Annotated in this window: 17 protein-coding genes; 9 read left to right on the top strand and 8 right to left on the bottom strand. The window is 65.5% G+C overall.

Features of this window, described 5'->3' with window-relative positions; genetic code table 11:
* Nucleotides 1-138: 138 nt before the first annotated feature.
* From denD to AC0L4C_RS10220, 4 genes are all read right to left on the bottom strand, one after another.
* Nucleotides 139-1,131 (bottom strand): D-erythronate dehydrogenase, encoded by a 993-nt coding sequence (denD, locus tag AC0L4C_RS10235; protein ID WP_473399436.1) that lies wholly within the window; start codon nt 1,129-1,131, stop codon nt 139-141.
* 68 nt (nt 1,132-1,199) lie between these two features.
* A complete protein-coding gene (locus AC0L4C_RS10230; RefSeq protein WP_473399435.1) occupies nt 1,200-2,033 on the bottom strand; it encodes a sugar phosphate isomerase/epimerase family protein in 834 nt (277 codons plus the stop codon).
* Between the two features lie 148 nt (nt 2,034-2,181).
* Nucleotides 2,182-3,348, bottom strand: coding sequence for a dihydrodipicolinate synthase family protein (locus AC0L4C_RS10225; RefSeq protein WP_473399434.1), 1,167 nt, complete (start codon nt 3,346-3,348; stop codon nt 2,182-2,184).
* Between the two features lie 162 nt (nt 3,349-3,510).
* A complete protein-coding gene (locus tag AC0L4C_RS10220; RefSeq protein ID WP_473399432.1) occupies nt 3,511-4,662 on the bottom strand; it encodes a Gfo/Idh/MocA family protein in 1,152 nt (383 codons plus the stop codon).
* A gap of 194 nt (nt 4,663-4,856) precedes the next feature.
* Between AC0L4C_RS10220 and AC0L4C_RS10215 the strand changes: the two genes are divergently transcribed.
* From AC0L4C_RS10215 to AC0L4C_RS10180, 8 genes are all read left to right on the top strand, one after another.
* On the top strand, nt 4,857-5,513 hold the full coding sequence (locus AC0L4C_RS10215; RefSeq protein WP_473399431.1) for a TetR/AcrR family transcriptional regulator: 657 nt from the start codon (nt 4,857-4,859) through the stop codon (nt 5,511-5,513).
* Nucleotides 5,514-5,679: 166 nt separating this feature from the next.
* Nucleotides 5,680-6,972 carry an ABC transporter substrate-binding protein gene (locus AC0L4C_RS10210; RefSeq protein ID WP_473399430.1) on the top strand — a complete coding sequence of 431 codons (1,293 nt, stop codon included), beginning with the start codon at nt 5,680-5,682 and terminating at the stop codon, nt 6,970-6,972.
* Between the two features lie 106 nt (nt 6,973-7,078).
* The gene (locus tag AC0L4C_RS10205) at nt 7,079-7,927 is read left to right on the top strand and encodes a carbohydrate ABC transporter permease (RefSeq protein WP_473403497.1); all 849 of its coding nucleotides are present in this window, start codon (nt 7,079-7,081) and stop codon (nt 7,925-7,927) included.
* Nucleotides 7,928-8,033: 106 nt separating this feature from the next.
* Entirely contained in the window at nt 8,034-8,813 is a 780-nt protein-coding gene (locus AC0L4C_RS10200) for a carbohydrate ABC transporter permease (protein WP_473403496.1), read from the top strand.
* Nucleotides 8,814-8,836: 23 nt separating this feature from the next.
* Nucleotides 8,837-9,853, top strand: coding sequence for a Gfo/Idh/MocA family protein (locus AC0L4C_RS10195; RefSeq protein WP_473399429.1), 1,017 nt, complete (start codon nt 8,837-8,839; stop codon nt 9,851-9,853).
* Entirely contained in the window at nt 9,850-10,938 is a 1,089-nt protein-coding gene (locus AC0L4C_RS10190; protein ID WP_473399428.1) for a Gfo/Idh/MocA family protein, read from the top strand. Before AC0L4C_RS10195 ends, AC0L4C_RS10190 begins: the two co-directional genes overlap by 4 nt.
* On the top strand, nt 10,938-11,999 hold the full coding sequence (locus AC0L4C_RS10185; protein WP_473399427.1) for an ABC transporter ATP-binding protein: 1,062 nt from the start codon (nt 10,938-10,940) through the stop codon (nt 11,997-11,999). Before AC0L4C_RS10190 ends, AC0L4C_RS10185 begins: the two co-directional genes overlap by 1 nt.
* 67 nt (nt 12,000-12,066) lie before the next feature.
* A complete protein-coding gene (locus AC0L4C_RS10180) occupies nt 12,067-12,444 on the top strand; it encodes a DoxX family protein (RefSeq protein WP_473399426.1) in 378 nt (125 codons plus the stop codon).
* Between the two features lie 6 nt (nt 12,445-12,450).
* Here AC0L4C_RS10180 and AC0L4C_RS10175 read toward each other — a convergent pair whose 3' ends face one another.
* Nucleotides 12,451-13,227 carry a transporter substrate-binding domain-containing protein gene (locus tag AC0L4C_RS10175; RefSeq protein WP_473399424.1) on the bottom strand — a complete coding sequence of 259 codons (777 nt, stop codon included), beginning with the start codon at nt 13,225-13,227 and terminating at the stop codon, nt 12,451-12,453.
* Between the two features lie 25 nt (nt 13,228-13,252).
* Nucleotides 13,253-16,813 carry a bifunctional proline dehydrogenase/L-glutamate gamma-semialdehyde dehydrogenase PutA gene (gene putA, locus AC0L4C_RS10170; RefSeq protein WP_473399423.1) on the bottom strand — a complete coding sequence of 1,187 codons (3,561 nt, stop codon included), beginning with the start codon at nt 16,811-16,813 and terminating at the stop codon, nt 13,253-13,255.
* Between the two features lie 251 nt (nt 16,814-17,064).
* Here putA and AC0L4C_RS10165 point away from each other — a divergent pair, with 251 nt between their 5' ends.
* Nucleotides 17,065-17,394, top strand: coding sequence for a hypothetical protein (locus AC0L4C_RS10165; protein ID WP_473399422.1), 330 nt, complete (start codon nt 17,065-17,067; stop codon nt 17,392-17,394).
* A 36-nt stretch (nt 17,395-17,430) separates the two neighbouring features.
* Here AC0L4C_RS10165 and AC0L4C_RS10160 read toward each other — a convergent pair whose 3' ends face one another.
* Together AC0L4C_RS10160 and AC0L4C_RS10155 are read right to left on the bottom strand one after the other, a co-directional pair.
* Nucleotides 17,431-18,291, bottom strand: coding sequence for a DUF6544 family protein (locus AC0L4C_RS10160; protein WP_473399421.1), 861 nt, complete (start codon nt 18,289-18,291; stop codon nt 17,431-17,433).
* A gap of 101 nt (nt 18,292-18,392) precedes the next feature.
* Entirely contained in the window at nt 18,393-18,881 is a 489-nt protein-coding gene (locus AC0L4C_RS10155) for an SRPBCC family protein (protein WP_473399420.1), read from the bottom strand.
* Nucleotide 18,882: the final 1 nt, after the last annotated feature.

The raw sequence follows: 18,882 nt of genomic DNA, 5'->3' as shown, positions 1-18,882 counted from the left end.
GCCTTCCGGCAGCCCCCTCCCCCGCGAGCGGGGGAGGATCCGCTGTGTCACCCCGGCGGGTGGGTGAGACCGGCAGAAAACAAGAAGGGCCGGCGGAGTTCCCTCCACCGGCCCAAACCAACCGAGGCCGCTGGCCCGTCAGCCGCCGATCTTGCCGCCCAGTTCGTCTTCGATGTGGATCTTGATGATCTCGTCCATGCTGCTCTCGGCCTTGAAGCCAAGGGCGAGGGCGCGCCTGGTGTCGAAATTGCGCGGCCAGCCGTCGACGATGCGGATGATGGTCGGATCGGGGACGTCCTTGATCAGGGCGACGATCTTGTCGCCGGCGACACGGCGCAGCGCCTCGATCTCTTCGCCGACGGTCGCCGACAGGCCTGGAGCGGAAAGGGTGCGGCGCCAGCCCAGCTGGCTGGAATCCATTTCGGCGGCGCGGATCAGGAAGCCGACCGCCGCGCGCGGGCTGGCGAACCAGTGCCGCACATCCTTGGAAACCGGCAGCACCGCTTCCTGGCCGGCCAGCGGCTCGCGCAGGATGTTGGAGAAAAAGCCCGAGGCCGCAGCATTCGGCTTGCCCGGGCGCACCGTGATGGTGGGCAGGCGGATGCCGACGCCGTCGACAAAGCCCTTGCGCGAATAGTCGTTGAGCAGCAGCTCGCAGATCGCCTTCTGGGTGCCGTAGCTGGTCAGCGGCGTCGAGAAGAATTCGTCGCCGATCGCCTCGGGGAACGGCGCGCCGAACACGGCGATCGACGAGGTGAAGACGAGGCGCGGCAGATAGGGCCCGTTCTTGATGCCCTCCTGGCGGATGGCTTCAAGCAGATAGCGCATGCCATCCATGTTGATGCGGTAGCCCTTGTCGAAATCCGCTTCGGCTTCGCCCGAGACGATCGCCGCCAGGTGGAAAATCACATCCGGACGCTTGGCAATCAGGGGTGCGGCGGCAGTCGGTGCCGACAGGTCGGTGGCCAGCGCCTCGACCTTGCCGGAGAATCCAGCCGGTGCGACGGGCTGCACCACGTCGGCCAGGGTGAACTGCGAAATCGCCTTGTCGCCGACGCGACCGGACTTGACCAGCGCGTCAGCCAGCTTGCGGCCGACCATGCCGGCAGCGCCAATGATCAGAATATGCATGGAGAAACCCCTCGATTTTGGCGGCTAACTTAGCGGCGGCGGCGGGAAGCGCAAGCGCTCCGAAGGTCCTATCCGTCCACCTGGCAGACGGAATTGAAGCGTTGGAGGCAGGTTTGCACCACCTCGTCGCCGGGTCGCTTCCACCAGTTGTCGCGCGAGAAGATTTCGACTTCCTGCGGGCCGTGATAGCCGGCCGCCTCGATCATCGCCCGAATGGCTTTGAGGTCGATGACTCCGTCGCCCATCATGCCGCGGTCGAGCAGCATGTCGGTGGTCGGCACCAGCCAGTCGCAGATGTGGTGGGCCAGAATCCTGCCCATGTCCCCTGCCCGAGCGATGGCACCGGCGAGGTCGGGGTCCCACCAGACGTGATAGACGTCGATGGCGACGCCGACACCGTCACCGAGCTCGACGCAGAGGTCGAGCGCCTGGTCGATGGTGTTCACGCAGGCCCGGTCGGCCGCATACATCGGATGCAACGGCTCGATGGCGAGGGGGATGTTGGCGGCGCGGGCCCGCGGCAGCATGGCGGCGATGCCATCGCTGACCATTTGCCGGGCGCCGACGATGTCCCTTGACGAGCCGGGCAACCCGCCCACCACCAGCACCAGACAGTCGGCGCCGAGCGCCGCGGCCTCGTCGATGGCGCGGAAATTGTCATCAAGGTTCTTCTGCCGGCCTTCGGCACTGTCGGCGGGGAACATGCCGCCGCGACAGAGCCCGGTGACGCGCAGCTTGTTGGTCTCGACGATGCGAGCCGCTTCCTTGAGGCCGATGGCCTCGACCTGGTCGCGCCATGGCGAGATGGCGGTGATGCCCTGCCGCAGGCAGCCATCGACGGCCTCGGCAAAGCCCCAGGAACCGCGGGTGGTGGCGAGATTGATGGAGAGCTGACCGCTCATGATGCCCACCCGACTCTCGCTCCCCTCCCCCTTGAGGGGAGGGGCTGGGGGTGGGGGTCCGTCAGTGGACCAGCACATCGACCCCCTCCCTCGATCCCTCCCCTCAAGGGGGAGGGAAGGACGACTGAGAAATTCGAGCGACCTGCCATCACGCCACCCCGTGCACGGCCAGCACGCGCTGCATCCGCTCGACCGCCAACTCCGGGTCGGCGAGAACACGGGCCTTGTCGGCCAGGCGGAACAGTTCGCTGAGGTGCTGCAGCGAACGGGTCGACTGCTGGCCGCCGATCATCGTGAAATGCTCCTGCAACCCGTTGAGATAGGCGAGGAAGACGACGCCGGTCTTGTAGAAGCGGGTGGGCGCCGCAAAGATGTGGCGGCTGAGCGGCACGGTGGGCTCGAGCAGTTCGAAGAACTCGTTCTGGCTGCCGCGCCCGAGCGCCGCAAGCGAAGCCGAGGCGACCGGCGCGATGGCATCGAAAATGCCGAGCAGCGCATCCGAATGTCCCTCGGCGTCGCCGGCGATCAGTTCGGCATAGTTGAAATCGTCGCCGGTATACATGCGCACGCCGGCCGGCAGGCGGCGGCGCATGGCGATTTCTTTTTCCTTGCTGAGCAGCGAGATCTTGATGCCGTCGACCTTGTCGGCATGGGCCGCGATGACATCGAGGCAGACATCCATCGCCGCATCATGGGTCGGCTGACCCCAGTAGCCCTCGAGCGCCGGATCGAACATCTCGCCCAGCCAGTGCATCACCACCGGCTGCTTCACCTGGCTGAGGATGCGGCCATAGACCCTGGCATAGTCGTCAGGCGTCTTGGCGGCGGCGGCCAGCGCCCGCGACGCCATCAGGATGATGCGGCCGCCCTCGCCCTCGACAAAGCCGACCTGCTCTTCATAGGCGGCGATGATGTCGTCGATGGTGACATCGGGCCCGGGCACGAGGTGGTCGGTCCCGGCGCCGTAGGCGATCAGCGAATCGTCGCGGCTGCGGGCCTCGGCCTGGGCGCGGCGAATCAGTTCCTGCGCCTCGCTCCAGCCCAGCCCCATGCCGCGCTGCGCCGTATCCATGGCCTCGGCCACGCCGAGCCCGAGATCCCAGAGGCGGTGGCGGAACTTGAGGGTGGTGTCCCAGTCGATGGCCGGCGACAGCCACGGATCATTGCTGGCCAGCGGATCAGCGACAACGTGCGCCGCGGCATAGGCAATGCGCGGAAAATCGCTGGCCTTGTGCTTTGCGAACGGAATCGGCTCGCCGCTGAGGCGGTAGCTGGTGATGGTCCGGTCCGGATTGGGCAGATGGATTTCAGGCATGTGTGACCTCTGGCGTGTCAGTCGGGCCTCCCTCCCCCTTGAGGGGAGGGAACGAGGGAGGGGGTGGCTCAGTCGGCAAAGCAGGGACCGCTCGACCCCCACCCCCGGCCCCTCCCCTCAAGGGGGAGGGGAGGCCGGTTGAGAGGCCGAGCGCATTCATCCTCAAATCCCCAATGCCGGCACGTCGAGCCAGCGGCGTTCTTTCCAGCTCTGCAGGCCGAGCATGGCCAACTGCACGCCCTTGGCGCCCTGCTCCAGCCCGTAGGGCCAGGGAGCATCGTCGACGACATGCCTGAGGAACATTTCCCACTGCACCTTGAAGCCGTTGTCGGCCGGAATGTTGTCCGGCACTTCTTCCCAGTTCTCGAAGAAGTTGATGGTCTGCGGCTGATCCGGATTCCACACCGGCTTGGGCGTGTTGACCCGGTGCTGGGTGAAGCACTTGTGGAGGCCCGCCACGGCCGAGCCATGCGTGCCGTCGACCTGGAACGTCACGAGATCGTCGCGGCGGACGCGCACATCCCAGCTCGAATTGATATGGGCGACCACGCCGCCCTCCAGCTGGAAGGTGGCATAGGCCGCGTCATCGGCGTCGGCGGTGTAGCTGTTGCCCTTCTCGTCGACGCGCTCGGGAATATGCGTGGCGCCGAGGCAGGACAGGGCCTGCACTTCGCCGAAGAGGTTATCGAGCACGTAGCGCCAGTGGCAGAGCATATCGAGGATGATGCCGCCGCCATCGGCGGTGCGGTAGTTCCACGAGGGCCGCTGCGCCGGCTGCCAGTCGCCCTCGAACACCCAGTAGCCGAACTCGCCGCGCACCGACAGGATGCGACCGAAAAAGCCGCTGTCGCGCAGCATCTTGAGCTTGAGCAGGCCGGGCAGGAACAGCTTGTCCTGCACGACGCCATGCTTGATCCCGGAGGCCTTCGCCTTTTTGGCCAGCGTCACGGCGGTGTCGAGATCGTCCGAGACCGGCTTTTCGCAATAGACATGCTTGCCCGCGTCGATGGCGCGCGACAGCAGGTCGGCGCGCATCTGCGTGGTGCCGGCGTCAAAGAAGACCGTGTCGTCGGGATTGGCGAGAGCTTCGTCGAGATCTGTCGACCAGCGGGCGATGTGGTGCTTTTCGGCCAGCCGCTGGATTTTCTCGCGATCGCGGCCCACAATGATCGGATCGGGCATCAGCCGGTCGCCATTGGCGAGCACGAGGCCGCCCTGATCGCGTATCGCCAGCACCGACCGCACCAGATGCTGGTTGTAGCCCATGCGCCCGGTGACACCGTGCATGATCAACCCAAGCCGACGCTCAGCCATGACCATCCTCTCCCTCAATTTTGTAACTGCTTGGTTACTTAGATACACGCAGCTACAGTCCTCCGTCAAGCGAAGCGCCATTCCGGTCGCGGCGCGGCGAAAATTTTATTTTGATCGTTTCGGTCCCCTTCGCCCGCCAAAGGTGATGGCTTGGGCAGGCAGTCTGATATGAATCCGGGGCGCGGGGACAAGCAATGGCAATCGAAGAACTGGCAGGCAGCAAGCCCCGGACGCGCGACGCGGAACGCACCAAGGCCGAGATTCTGAAGGCGGCGCGCGACGAGTTCTGCGAGCAGGGCCTCAACGGCGCCCGTGTCGACGCCATCGCGGCCCGCGCCAAGGCCAACAAGCGGCTGCTCTACCACTACTACGGCAACAAGGAAGCGCTCTATTCGGCGGTGCTGCTCGACGCCTACCAGGAGATCCGGCGCGGCGAGCGCGAGCTCTCGCTCGGCCAGTTCGACCCGGTCGAGGCGATGGACCGGCTGGTCCGCTTCACATTCCGGCATTTCCTCGCAAACCCTTGGTTTCCAAGGCTTCTCGCCATCGAGAACCTGCAGAACGCCCGCTTCCTCGAAGACATCAAGGACATCCCGGCACTGCACTCGCCGCTCGTCAGCGAACTGCGCGACATCCTCAGGCGCGGCAGCCAGTCGGGTGTCTTCCGCACCGATATCGACCCCATGCAGCTCTACATCTCGATCGCCGGCCTGGGATATTTCTACGTCTCGAACATGCGCACCCTGAGCGTCATCTTCGACCGCGACCTGAGCCAGTTCGCCATGATTCAGGAGCGCGAGGCGCAAGCAGTCCAGATGGTGCTCGATTACCTGCGCACGAAGCGCTCCTGACGCAAAATCGCCCCAGATATGAACGACATATGAACGGCTTAGCCGAACCGCTTGACACCGAAAGTATTACAGCGGAAGGTTGTAACCAGTTAGTTATTTAGCGGCGGAGGCCGCTTGATGACCTAGCTGCCGGAACTTCCGGCAACATCCTGTGGGAGGACTACACATGACTCTTCGCGTTGATAGACGCCAATTCCTGTTGGGCAGCACCGCGCTGCTCGCCGCCGGTGCCGTCGGCCCGGCTTTTGCGCAGGATGCACGCCTGCGCCAGCTGTTCTGGGGCGGTCAGAACCGCGCCGACCGCACTTACGGCGTCAACGACCTGTTCAAGACCGCTCCCGGCGGCGCCGAAGTCGACAGCAGCTTCCTCGGCTGGGGCGACTACTGGCCCAAGCTGGCGACCGAGACGGCCGGCGGCAATTCGCCCGACATCGTCCAGATGGACTACCGCTACATCGTCGAATACGCCAAGCGTAACGCCATCGCGCCGCTCGATGAATTCGTCGGCGGCACCCTCAAGCTCGACGATTTCGACTCCGACCAGCTCGAAGGCGGCAAGGTCGACGGCAAGCTCTACGGCATCAGCCTGGGTGCCAACTCGGTGGCCCAGCTGGTCAACCTGGCGGCCTTCGAGGAAGCCGGCGTCGAGCCGCCGAACCGCGACACCACCTATGACGACATCCGCGCCATGGGCGAGGCCTTCAAGTCCAAGAACATCCGCGGTGGCATGAAGGTCATCAGCGACGGTTCGGGCACCGAGCCGATGCTCGACAACTGGCTGCGTCAGCAGGGCCTCGCGCTCTACACTGCCGATGGCAAGCTGGGCTTCGGCGAGGAACAGGCCATTGCCTGGTTCAAGCTGTGGGAAGAAATGCGCGCCGCCGGCGTCTGCGTCGATGCGGAAACCCAGGCCCTCGACACCAACGGCCCGATGGAAACCACGATGGTCATTCTCGGCAAGGCCGCGATGATGCCGTCGAACTCCAACCAGCTGGTGGCCTACCAGTCGCTGACGACCGACAAGCTGACCATCACCAGCTATCCGCGCATCGCGCCCGGCGTCGGTGGCGGCCACTACCGCAAGCCCTCGATGTTCTTTTCGGTGGGCGGTTCGTCGGCCAACAAGGAACTGGCTGCGGCCTATCTCAGCTTCTTCGTCAATGATCCGGCAGCCGGCAATATTTTGGGTGTCGAACGCGGCATCCCCTGCTCGGCAGCCATCCGCGAGGCGATCAGCCCGACCCTCGACCCGCAGAGCAAGATCGCTCTCGAGTTCGTGGCCAACCTTGGCGACCTGCTCGGCCCGTTGCCGCCGCCGCCGCCGGCCGCTGCCGGTGAAATCAACTCGTCGCTGCTGCGCGTGTTGAGCCAGGAAGTCGCTTTCGGTGCCCGCAGCTCCGAAGACGCCGGCAAGTACTTCGTCACCGAAGCTGCTGCCATCCTGAACCGGGCCGCCTGATTAGGACCGTCGAATGACCGCGCAAGCCACGACCACTCAAGCCGCACGCGGCGCGGTCAAACCATCAATCTGGTCGGGGGTGTGGGAGAACCACGCCCCCGGCTATATGTTCCTGCTGCCCTGGTTCATCGGCTTTTTCGGCCTGACCATCGGCCCGATCGTGACGTCGCTCTATCTGAGCTTTACCGATTTCGATCTGCTGACCCCGCCCCGCTGGGCCGGCTTCAACAACTATGTCCGTATGTTCACCGCGGACCCCAAATTCGCCGCTTCCATGCATGTGACGATGTTCTTCGTCGTCTTTTCGGTGCCGCTCAAGCTCGCCTTCGCGCTGGGCGTGGCGCTGCTGCTCAACCGCGGCATGCGCGGCCTGCCGCTCTATCGCGCTCTCTTCTACCTGCCCAGCCTGCTCGGCGCCTCGGTGGCCATCGCCATTCTCTGGCGCCAGATCTTTGCCGGCGACGGACTGGTCAATCAGGTGCTCGCCAATTTCGGCATCATCGGCCCGAGCTGGATTTCCAATCCGCGCTATTCGCTATGGACACTGATCATCCTGAGCATCTGGCAGTTCGGCTCGCCGATGATCATCTTCCTCGCCGGCATGCGGCAGATCCCGCAGGACATGTACGAGGCCGCCAGCATCGACGGCGCCAGCAAGTGGCGCCAGTTCTGGAAGATCACCCTGCCCATGCTGACGCCGGTGGTGTTCTTCAATGCCATCATCCAGACCATCGAGGCCTTCAAGAGCTTCACCCCGGCCTTCATCATTTCCGGCGGCACCGGCGCACCGATCAACTCGACGCTGTTCTACACGCTCTATTTGTTCCAGGAGGCCTTCGGCTTCTTCCGCATGGGCTACGCCTCGGCGCTCGCCTGGGTCCTGCTGGCCATCGTGGCGCTGTTCACCGCCTTCTCCTTCCTGACGTCGAAATACTGGGTGCACTATGACGACTGATGTGACCCGGCTGACCGTTGTGACCGAAGACGACCCGGGCCGCCGCACACGGCGCCGCCTGCTTTCGATCGTGGCGCATGTGCTGCTGATCGGTGTCTCGATCCTGATGCTCTATCCGCTGCTCTGGCTGCTGGCGGCCTCGTTCCGGCCCGAGAACGAGATTTTCGGCTCGGGCGCCTCCATCCTGCCGTCGGCGAACTGGAGCATCGACTCCTATTTCCGCGGCTGGAACGGCGTGAAGGTCGGCTTCGGCGTCTTCTTCCTCAACTCGCTGACCATCTCGCTGCTCAGCGTGATCGGCAATGTGTTCGCCTGTTCGCTGGCCGCCTATGCCTTTGCGCGGCTAGAGTTCGCCGGACGCAAGTTCTGGTTCGCCATGATGCTGATGACGCTCATGCTGCCCTACCAGGTGACGCTCATCCCGCAATATGTGCTGTTCCTCAACCTGGGCTGGGTGAACACCTTCCTGCCGCTGATCGTGCCCAAGTTCCTCGCCTCGGACGCCTTCTTCATCTTCCTGATGGTGCAGTTCTTCCGCGGCCTGCCGCGTGAGCTCGATGAGGCAGCGCGCATGGATGGCGCCGGCCCGTGGCGCATCTACTGGAAAGTCATCCTGCCGCTCTCCACCCCGGTGCTGGCCACGGCCGCCATCTTCACCTTCATCTGGACCTGGGACGACTTCTTCGGCCCGCTGATCTACCTCAGCGACCTGCGCCAATATACCGTCATGCTGGGCCTGCGCACCTTCACCGACTCCACCGGCCAGTCCGACTATGGCGGGCTGTTCGCCATGAGCGTGCTCAGCCTTGTCCCCATCTTCCTGTTCTTCCTGTTCTTCCAGCGGCTGCTCATCGAGGGCATCGCCACCACGGGCATGAAGCGCTAGTTCCAAATACGACGAGTAAAGCCATGACCATCCGCTTCGCCGCCATCGGCATCAATCACAGCCATATCTACGGGCAGGTCGACTGCCTCTTGGCGGCCGGCGCCGAGTTCGTCGCCTTCCACGCCCTCGAGGACGATCTGGCCAAGCCCTTCGGCGACAAGTATCCGCAGGCCAAGCGGGTCGCCGACCGGCGGGCCATTCTCGAGGACAAGTCCATCGAAATGGTGCTCACCTCCGCCATCCTGAACGAGCGCGCCGACATCTCGATCGAGGCCATGCGCCACGGCAAGGACGTGATGAGCGACAAGCCGGGCATGACCAGCCACGCCCAGCTCGACGCCATCAAACAGGTGCAGGCCGAGACCGGCCGCATCTTCTCGGTCTGCTATTCCGAGCATTTCGAGACCCGCTCGACGGTCAAGGCCGGCGAACTGGTGCAGGCCGGCGCCATCGGCGAGGTCATCCACACTGTCGGTCTTGGCCCGCATGCCATCCGCAACAACCAGCGGCCCGACTGGTTCTACGACCGCAAGCGCTATGGCGGCATCCTCTGCGATATCGGCAGCCACCAGTGCGAGCAGTTCCTGTTCTTTTCCAATACGCTCGATGCCGAGGTGATCTCGGCCACCGTCAACAACCGCGCCCATCCCGACCGGCCGGGCCTGCAGGACGTTGGCGACATGCACCTGCGCACGCCCAACACCACCGGCTATGTGCGCCTCGACTGGTTCACGCCCGAAGGGCTGGGCACCTGGGGCGACGGCCGGCTGACCATCCTGGGCACCGAAGGCTATATCGAGCTGCGCAAGTACATCGACATCGCCGGCCGGCCGGGCAAGGACCATCTGTTCCTCGTCAACCAGAAGGGCACGCAGTATATCGACTGCTCCAATGTCGCCCTGCCCTACGGCCCGGCACTGATCGCCGATGTGCAGAACCGTACCGAGACCGCCATGACGCAGGCACACTGCTTCAAGGCCATGGAACTGGCCCTCGACGCGCAGCGTCTGGCCGAACAGGGAACCGCGTGGCAGCAATGAGCCAGATCAAGACAGTCGCCGTCGTCGGTGGCGGCATCGGCCGCAGCCATATCGTCGAGGGCTATGCCACCAATCCCGACAAGTTCAAGGTTATCGCCATCTGCGACCTCGACCAGGAGCGGATGAACACGCTGGCCGACGAGTTCGGCGTCGAGCGGCGGACCGCCAGTTTCGACGACCTGCTGGCCATGGACGACCTCGACATCCTCGACATCTGCACCCCGCCCGGCGTGCATTACGAGATGATCATGGCCGGCCTGAAAGCCGACAAGCACGTGATCTGCGAGAAGCCGCTGGTCGGCTCGCTCAAGGAGGTCGACGAGGTCATCGCCGCCGAACAGCAGAGCAAGGGCATCCTGATGCCGGTGTTCCAGTACCGCTTCGGCAATGGCGTGCAGCAGGCCAAGGCGATCATCGACGCCGGTCTCGCCGGCAAGCCCTATGTCGGCACGGTGGAAACCCTGTGGCGGCGCGACGCCAAATATTACGCCGTGCCCTGGCGCGGCAAGTGGAAGACCGAACTGGGCGGCGTCCTGATGGGCCACGCCATCCATCCCCACGACATGTTCGTCTACCTGATGGGGCCGGTGAAATCGCTCTACGGGCGCGTGGCGACGCGCGTCAATCCGATCGAGGTCGAGGACTGCATCTCGGCCTCGGTGGAACTGGAATCGGGCGCGCTGGGCTCGTTCACCGCCTCGCTCGGCTCCGCCGACGAGATCACCCGTATCCGCCTCGCCTTCGAGAACGTCACCTTCGAGAGCGATCATGCGCCCTACAACCCCGGCGCCGCGCTGTGGAAGATCCTGCCGCGCAACGACGAGACCAAGCAGGCCATCGATGCGCTGCTCAAGGACTGGACCGATGTGCCGCCGCGCTTCCAGACGCAGATGGCCCGCTTCCACGACCACCTGATGGGCAAGGGGCCACTGCCGGTCACCAGCACGGACTCGCGCCGCGCGCTCGAGATCGTCACCGCCTTCTATCATTCATCGGAAACCCGGACCGAGGTCACCATGCCCATCGGCCCCGAGCATCCAAAATACCGCAGCTGGCTGCCAGCTTCGCACGGGGGAACTGCCTGATGTCGACCAGCGTCGTCCTCAACAAGGTCTTCAAGCGCTACGGTGATGTCGAGGTCATCCACGGCATCGACCTGCAGATCGATCCGGGTGAGTTCGTGGTCTTCGTCGGCCCTTCGGGCTGCGGCAAATCCACCCTGCTGCGCATGATTGCCGGCCTCGAGCCGATCACCGGCGGCGACCTGCTGATCGATGGCCAGCGCATGAATGCCATGCCGGCGGCCAAGCGCGGCATCGCCATGGTGTTCCAGAGCTACGCGCTCTACCCGCACATGACGGTGTATCAGAACCTCGCCTTCGGGCTGGAGACAGCGCGCGTCCCCAAGCAGGAGATCGAGGTGCGCGTGCAGCGCGCCGCCGAGATTCTGCAGATCGGGCCGCTGCTCAAGCGCCGTCCCAAGCAGCTCTCGGGCGGCCAGCGCCAGCGCGTCGCCATCGGCCGTGCCATCGTGCGCGAGCCCCGCATCTTCCTGTTCGACGAACCGCTCAGCAACCTCGACGCCGAACTGCGCGTGCAGATGCGCGTCGAGATCGCCAAGCTGCACAACGATCTGGGAAACACCATGATCTACGTGACGCACGACCAGGTGGAGGCCATGACCATGGCCGACAAGATCGTCGTGCTGCAGGCCGGTGTGATCGAGCAGGTCGGGGCGCCGCTCGACCTCTACAACAACCCGGCCAATCGCTTCGTCGCCGGCTTCATCGGCTCGCCCAAGATGAACTTCCTCGAAGGCAAGGTCGACGGCGGCAAGGTGCAGCTGGGCAGCTCGGCCATCGAACTGCAGCGCGCTGCCGGCGCCGATGGCAACAAGGTGACGTTCGGCGTCCGGCCCGAACACATCACCATCCAGCCCGACAGCGGCGTCAAGCTGACCGACGTGCGCGTCGATCTGGTGGAACATCTGGGTGGCTCGACCATGCTCTACACCACCACCACCGACAAGCAGCCGCTGACCATTGCCATGGACGGCCAGCAGCAGATTGCGCTAGGGACAACCGTCGCCGCCTATGTCGATCCGGCGCGGACGCATGTCTTCGGCCCGGACGGCAAGGCCTTCTGAGCGACTGAATCACTGATCCATATTGAGTTTGCGGCCACCCGGCCGCCGCGAGTTGGGGGAACTCTCGATGCCGACTGACCTGCCGTCCTGGGTGTTTCTGCTCGGGCGCGTCCTCATCGGAGGCGCATTTCTGATCGCGGGCATCCGCAACTTCGTCAACCTCGAGCGTCTGGTGACGCTGATGGCGAGCCGCAAGGTGCCCAATGCCCGGCCGGTGACCATTGCCGGGCTGGTGGTGCAGACGCTCTGCGGCGCCGGCATGATGTTGGGCATCCTGACGCCGTGGGCGGCGCTGGGCGAGGCCGTGTTCATCATCGCCGCAACGCTGATCGTGCACCCGTACTGGACCTTTCCCAAGGACGAGCAGAGCCCGCATGTCGGCGCCACGCTGATCAATACCGGCCTGGTCGGCGGCTTCCTGCTGTTGGCGGCCGCGACACTTTAGTCCGGCCTACCAGATCGGCGTCAGTGGCGGCGGTTCGCCGCCCCACCAGCGGGCATAGGTCTGCCGGTAGGTGCCGGACGAGACATAGATCGAGGCGAAGAGATCGAGCCAGCGCAGCAGCTCGGGATTGCCCTTGCGGATGCCGAAGCAGATGGCATCGAACGAATAGGTCTCGGGCAGCGCCTCGACCTGGCCGGGATAGGCCAGCGCCAGGTAGTCGATCATCAGGCTGTCCTGCAGATAGGCATCGGCGAGCCCCTGCTGCATCAGCAGCGAGGCCTCGGCGGTGCTGCTGACATAGACCGCCTGCGCCTCGGGCGCCCGTGCCCTGAGCAGGGCGTCGGCGGTGGTGCCGCGCCCCACCACCACCTTGCGGCGCGGACCCAGCGCGGAAAAACCGGAAATGCCGCTGTCGCGCTGCACCAGCATCTTGATGCCGGTGCGCAGGTAAGGCATCGAAAAATCGAACTGCAGCGCCCGCGATGTGGTGGCCGTCAGGTTGCAGGCGAGGATGTCGATCACCTCGCTTTCGAGATAGTGCATGCGGGTGGGAACGGTCACCTCGATGAGCTCGAGCCGCACGCCGAGCTGCGCCGCCAGCAGCGTGACCACATCGACATCGTAGCCGCGCGGCTTGCCCTCGCCGTCGCGAAAGCCGGCCGGTTCGGAGGCGAGGCAGACCCCGACCCGGACCTTGCCGGCTGCAAGGATGCCATCGAGACTGGCGGCCGTGGCGAGGCTCATGGCTGCCAGCCACACAAGCAGACCGACAGCGATGCTCACGACCCGGTTGCGCATGGTGATCAGTTTATGCCGCGCCCGGCCCCGCGAGCAACTCGGCATTACCACCCGAGGCCGTGGTATCGACGCAGATGTGACGCTCGATGAACAGCCGGCTGGCACAGACCTCGTTGCCGATCAACGGCACGATTGGCCCTTCGCGCCGCGCCAGGGCCTGCCGCCATGGCCGCAGAGCCGCATCGTCGCCGAAATGCATGATCGCATCGACGCTGAGGCCAGCCTCGATGGCGGCCGGCGAGAGCCGCTTGTCGACCCCGCCGATGACCGCGCCGTCGGCACCCAGTTCCTTGGCGATGCGCTGCCCGCCCGGCGCGATCACCAGCACGCCATTGTTGTGCGCCAGCGCCAGTTGCGCCTGGATGCGGGCGGACGCCTCGTCCGGCCCGATGCAGAGGACGACGCCACGCGGCAGATGCAGCAGGCTGTTGGCCTCGCCGGTCGGGCCCGGCAGATCGGTGATGATCGGCGCGAACGGCACCTTGTCGAGCGCCCCGCGCACCTGGTCGACGGCGGAAATCGCAAAGCCGATGGAGAGACCGGAGAGACCATTGATGCTGTCCGAGACCGGTGCGGCGGCCGCCGCCCGCGAGAACCGCGGCAGATAGCTCGGGCCACCCGCCTTCGGGCCCGTGCCCGACAGTCCCTCGCCGCCGAAGGGCTGCGAACCGACAACGGCACCGATCTGGTTGCGGTTGACGTAGATATTGCCGGCCCTGACCTGCTCCGACACATGCTCCACCCGCGCATCGATGCGTGAATGCAGGCCGAAGGTGAGCCCGTAGCCGGCCGCATTGATGGAGGCGATGACCTTGTCGAGATTCTCGGCCTTGAAGGTGGCGACATGCAGCACCGGGCCGAAGATTTCCTTGGGCATGTCCTCGATGCCGTCGACCTTGAGCACCGTCGGGGCGGCGAATGTCCCCTCTGCGGGCACTTTCAATTGCTTGAGCAGCGCGCCGCGCTCCTCGAAGCTGGCGCAATAGGTGCGGATCTCGGTGAGCGCCCGCTCATCGATGACCGGACCGACATCGGTGCTCAGGTGCCAGGGATCGCCCAGTGTCAGTTCGTCCATGGCGCCATAGAGCATCTCGAGCGTGCGCTCGGCGGCCTCCTCCTGGACGTAGAGGATGCGCAGCGCCGAGCAGCGTTGCCCCGCCGACTGGAAGGCCGAGGCCAGGATATCGCGCACCGCCTGTTCGGGCAGCGCGGTGGAATCCACGATCATGGCGTTGAGCCCGCCGGTTTCAGCGATCAGCACGGCGTCGGACGGCAGATACTCGGCCATGGCAAGGTCGATGGACTTGGCCGTCGGCAAGGAGCCGGTGAAGCAGACGCCACCGATGCGCGGGTCCGAGACCAGCGCATTGCCGATGACCGTGCCGGCACCGGGCAGCAGCTGGATGACGCCCTTGGGGATGCCGGCCTCGAGCATCAGTTCGACCGCCCGCGCCGCAATCAGCGGCGTGGCCTCTGCCGGCTTGGCGACAACACAATTGCCGGTGGCCAGCGCCGCGGCGATCTGGCCGGTGAAGATGGCGAGCGGGAAGTTCCACGGCGAGATGCAGGCAAAGACGCCGCGCGGGCTCCAGCTGATGCCGCTTTCAGCTTCCGAGGCGTAGTAGCGCAGGAAGTCGACTGCCTCGCGCACTTCGCCGACGCAGTCGGGCAGCGTCTTGCCGGCCTCGCGGGCGGCCAGCGCGAAGAGTTCGGAGGCGTGGTTCTCGTAGAGATCGGCAACGCGGCGCAGCAGTTGCGCCCGCTCGGAGACGGGCCGCGACGACCAGTCGAGCGAATGACGCTCGGCCGCATCGATGGCGGTGTTCACATCGTCCAGCGCGGCAAAGGTGACGTCGCCGACCTTGCTGCCATTGGCCGGATTGGTGACGGCATGCACCTCGGTGCCGGCCACGTCGCCGTCAACGATCGGAGCGGCGCTCCAGCTGCGCTCGGCAAAGCCGCCGCGCCGCCGGTCGAGACGTTCGACGATCAGCGGGTCGCTGAGATCGAGGCCGCGCGAATTCTGCCGCAGGGGGGAGAAGAGACCGGTCGGCGGCTTGACCCGCGCCACCTCGCTGTCGACGGCGCTGAACGGATCGCGCACCACGTCGGCGGTGGGCACATCACGATTGGCGATCATGTTGACGAAGCTGCCATTGGCGCCGTTTTCGAGCAGACGGCGCACCAGATAGGCGAGGAGATCGGAGTGCCGGCCCACCGGCGCATAGATGCGCGTGCGGGTGCCCTCGTCGTCCTTGAGAATGTCGTGCAGCCGCTCGCCCATGCCATGCAGCCGCTGGAACTCGTACTCCTGCGGCGAGGCCTGCAGCTCGCCCGCCAGATGCAGCACGGCGGCGACGCTGTGGGCATTGTGGGTGGCGAACTGCGGGTAGAGCCGCGCCCGTTTTTCGAGCAGCCGGCGGGCATTGGCGATGTAACTGATATCGGTGGCGGCCTTGCGCGAGAACACCGGGAAGCCATCGAGCCCGAGCACCTGGGCGCGCTTGATCTCGGCGTCCCAGTAGGCGCCCTTGACCAGCCGCACCATCAGCCGCCGGTCATGCTGTTCGGCCAGCGTTTCCAGCCAGTCGATGACGCCGCTGGCGCGCGGCCCGTAGGCCTGCACGACGACGCCGAACCCGTCCCAGCCGGCCAGCCGCTCATCGGCCAGCACGGCGGCAATGACATCGAGCGACAGGTCGAGCCGGTCGGCTTCCTCGGCATCGATGTTGAAGCCCATATTGGCGCCGCGCGCCATCAGCGCCAGCGCCAGCGTGCGATCGACCAGCTCGGTCATGACGCGCTCGCGCTTGGCGAACTCATAGCGCGGATGCAGCGCCGAGAGCTTGACCGAGACACCCGGATTGTCGCGCACGCTGCCGGCCGAGGACCGCATCGCGAGGACCGCAATGGCATCGGCATAGGCGGCGCGGTAGCGCTTGGCGTCGGCCTCGGTGCGGGCCGCCTCGCCCAGCATGTCGTAGGAGAACGAATAGCCGTCGCGCTCGCGCCTTTTCGCCAGCCGCGTTGCTTCCTCGATATTGCGGCCGAGCACGAACTGGCCGCCCAGGATCTTCATGGCCTGCAGCACCGCCGAGCGGATCACCGGCTCGCCGATGCGTTGCACGAAGCCCTTGATGGTGCCGGCAATGCCGGCGCCGGAATCGCGCAGCACTTCCCCGGTCAGGGTCAGCGCCAGGGTGGAGACATTGACCAGCGGCGAGTTCTCGCGATCGAAATGGTCGAGCCAGGTGCTGCTGGCGATCTTGTCCTCGATCAGGTCGTCGATGGTGCGCGTATCGGGCACCCGCAGCAGCGCCTCGGCGAGACACATCAGCGCAATGCCTTCGTGGGTGGAGAGTGCATATTCGGCAAGGAAGCTTTCGAGCATGCTGCCCGAGCTGCCAGCCCGGACCTTTTCCACCAGCGCCGAAGCGCGGGCGCCGATGGCGGCGCGATCCTGCTCGCTCAGCCGTGCATCCTCGGTCAGCCGGGTCAGCGCCGCGGCCTCGTCGGCGAGCGTGGCGACGCGAATGGATTGCCTCAACTCGGCAAGCCGCTCCTTAGTCATGAAATCTCCCGCAAATCACTGGAGCAAGCATAAGGCAGCACACGCCGCCTGCCCACCCCGGCACCCGCCGGCAGGGGTGGCAGGGGAAAGGGGGGAGATTGTGGCGGAGACGGGCAAGCGGGCGGCTGCCAGCCGGCCCGGACATGCAACCATGGCAGGACCGAACCGTTGGCTTCCATCGAACGTCGCGCGATGCGACCAACAAGGGAGATCAAATCATGGCAGCAGGTCAACAAAGCGGCAGTGGCGCAATGACCAATCTGGATGACGAGAAGGTTCGCAAGAACGACATCCTGAGCAATCGCGACAAGGCCCAGCGCCCGCCCGGCCAGAGCCTCGACAGCACGGGCGTGCAGGTCGACGAATATAAGGACATCCCCACCAACCAGCGTCCCGCGCCGGACGATGCCGACGGACAGGACGCCGCCGCCAAATCGACGGACGACGACGAGAAGGTGGATCGCCCCGGCTTCGATCTGGGCGGCACCGATGAGGAGACCTCGGCCGGCAAGGGCCTGGGGCTCGGCACCGACGCCAAGGAAGGTCGTGACGACTGGGGCGTCCCCCGCAAGCCGGAATAGACGCATCAGGGCCGCCGCAACGTGGCGGCCCGGCCCTCAATAGTACCGCGCCGCCGTGATGGTGGCGTTGAAGAACGGAAAGAACGCGTCGGTGCCGTAGAAATTGCCGACGTGCACGACGCTTGGAATGGTGAAACCGCCGAAGCTCCGTTCGGCTTCCACCGTGCCGCCGAAGGGCTGCAGGCGGTATTCACGCTCCGGGTTGGCGTCGCTCCAGCGCGGCGCCACGATATCGATGACGCGGCCATCTTCGGCGAGGGTCATGGTCATTTCGACCGCCCCGTCCGGGCCGATGGTGATCCTGGCCTGATGGGGTCCGGTCTGCTCCCAGGTGACGCCATTGCCCGGCAGCAGCGCCGCAGGCAGCCAGATCGCCTCCAGCGCCGGACGCACCAGGGCGGAACGGTCGAGCCCTTCCGTGGCGGCCACCTGCACCAGCGGGATCGACCAGAACAGGAAAAAGCGCATCCAGGCATGCGACTGGTAGAGCGCATCGGTGCCGCTGACCATCGTCGGTCCGGAACGCATCTCGGCGATCCAGATGAACTCCCCGGGTGGCCCCAGGATCTGCCGCGCCGTCATCTCGAAGCTCTGTGGATTGTCTTTCGCGCCGAGCAGGAACTGCCCGCCCATCTGCAGTTCCACCGTGGACGCCAGCGGCGTGCCGGGCGCGATGGCATGGCTGAAATAGCGCCGCGCGATTTCGGGGAGATCAGCGACGAGCTCAGGGCTGTAGACCGCGGTGGCCGCCTGCGCCCTGCCGGCAATATCGGCCCACGCCGCCTCCGCCTCCGCCATCCGGGCACCATAGCTGGCGTTGGCGACCGCCCAGATGACTGCAACGGCAATGACGCCCAATGCCAGAATGATCAGCGGGATCAATAGCCACTTGCTCATCGCAACCCCAAGCCCAGGAGAGGGGTCTCTTGTAGGTCATCGCCGGAGCGGTGCGTTGACATGAGTCAAAGCGAGGCGATGCAGAACGACCCGCCACCCGCTCAGCGGTCGAGCCAGGCGGCGAGGCCGTCGAGGGTTTGCAGGCCGTACTCGACCGCGCCGAAGTCGATGACCGCCTGCCGCCGTTCGCGGCTGGGATGGAGCTGGCGCATGGTCAGCACCGTCTTGCCATCGGCCTGTGCGTCGAACGTAACGGTCATGTAGAAGCGGTCGGGATCGTCGGGCTCGGGGGTGCCGTAATCGATGACGATCCGCTCGTCCGGCACGATCTGCACGAACCGCATGAGGTTGGGGAAGCGCTGCGGCTTGCCTTCGAACTCGCCCACCATATCGAAGCGCCAGACCCCGCCCTCGCGGATATCGGCCTCGTGGGTTTCGATGCGAAGCCCGGCCGGGCCGTACCATTCGGCCAGCGCCGCAGGATCGAGCCAGGCCGCAAACACCTTGCTGCGCGGATGCTTGAGCAGCTTCACCAGCACGATCTCGCGATCGATCGACCAGGTCTCGAACAGTCGTGTGGTGTCTGTCATC

This window comes from Devosia sp. J20-27 (assembly GCF_055808595.1).
The sequence above is the reverse complement of the archived record's forward strand: the minus strand, read 5'-3'. Positions and strand labels throughout refer to the sequence as shown.